This is a genomic window from Streptomyces lushanensis, from assembly GCF_001700515.1.
Taxonomy (GTDB): Bacteria; Actinomycetota; Actinomycetes; order Streptomycetales; family Streptomycetaceae; genus Streptomyces; species Streptomyces lushanensis.
Genome location: NZ_MAUD01000667.1, coordinates 1 through 728, shown reverse-complemented (window position 1 = coordinate 728; position 728 = coordinate 1). Strand labels below are relative to the sequence as shown.

Genomic DNA, 728 nt, shown 5'->3' with positions numbered 1-728 from the left:
GGCGAGCAGCGGGGCGGGCAGGGCGGCGGGCGGATCTTCAACGCCGCGCAGCTCATCGGTCCCGACGGCACGCGGTCGGCGAACTACCGCAAGACGCATCTGTTCGGCGACTTCGAGCAGAAGTGGTTCACACCGGGAGAACAGCCCGTCGTCCAGGCCGAGTTCGCCGGGCTGAGGCTCGGCGTCATGATCTGTTACGACGTCGAGTTCCCGGAGAACGCGCGGGCGCACGCGCTCGCGGGCACCGATCTGCTGCTGGTGCCGACCGCCCTGATGCGTCCGTACGACGTCGTCGCCGAATCCGTGGTGCCGGTCCGCGCCTTCGAGAATCAGATGTATGTCGCGTATGCGAACAGGACCGGCGAGGAAGGCGGGTTCGAGTTCGTCGGGCTGAGCTGTCTCGCCGGCCCCGACGGCGCCGCGCGGGCGCGTGCCGGACGAGGCGAGGAACTGATCCTCGGCGAGGTCGACCCGGGGCTTCTCGACATCTCGCGCGAGGCCAATCCCTATCTGCGCGACCGCCGCCCCGGCCTGTACGCCTCGCTGCTCTGAGCCCTGAGCCCCGAGCCCCGAGTCCTGGGGCCTGGGGCCGGGCCCGGACTCTCCCGCTCGTCCCGTTCCGCCGTACGTACCCGCAAGGAGCCCGTACCCCATGACGTCCACGGTGCCCACCGCCGTCCAGCACACCCAGGCGCAGCCGCCGATCACCATGTTCGGGCCGGACTTCC

Annotated in this window: 1 protein-coding gene; it reads left to right on the top strand. The window is 70.6% G+C overall.

All coding sequences use genetic code 11. The features are described from left to right. A partial coding sequence (locus BFF77_RS32245; protein ID WP_066957110.1) for a nitrilase-related carbon-nitrogen hydrolase occupies nt 1-552 on the top strand: 552 nt, incomplete at its 5' end. Between the last annotated feature and the right edge of the window lie 176 nt (nt 553-728).